The organism is Marinomonas sp. TI.3.20 (assembly GCF_038155025.1).
Taxonomy (GTDB): Bacteria; Pseudomonadota; Gammaproteobacteria; order Pseudomonadales; family Marinomonadaceae; genus Marinomonas; species Marinomonas flavescens.
Genome location: NZ_JBAKAS010000109.1, coordinates 1 through 284 on the forward strand (window position 1 = coordinate 1; position 284 = coordinate 284).

General features: G+C 38.7%; 1 protein-coding gene. It reads left to right on the forward strand.

Annotation, left to right across the window (positions count from 1 at the left end):
- Positions 1–152: 2-oxo acid dehydrogenase subunit E2 (locus V6259_RS19775; protein WP_341585988.1), on the forward strand; the 152-nt coding region annotated here is incomplete at its 5' end.
- Positions 153–284: the final 132 nt, after the last annotated feature.

Consider the following 284-nt stretch of genomic DNA (forward strand, 5'->3'; position numbering starts at 1 on the left):
TGGCAGTAGTTGGTCAAGTTGTGATTCAACCAATGATGTATTTAGCACTTTCTTATGACCACCGTATGATTGATGGTAAAGAAGCCGTACAATTCTTGGTAACAATTAAAGAGCTTTTAGAAGATCCAGCGCGTTTGTTGTTAGAAATCTAAGCGCAGAAATCTAAGCTTTAAATCTAAGGGGTCGTACTATTTTAAAAGTGCGAATTGATTTCGCGGCAGCCTCACAAGGGCTGCTGCAGTTCGATAGGATAAATGGAAACGCATATGTCTACTAAATTTGAT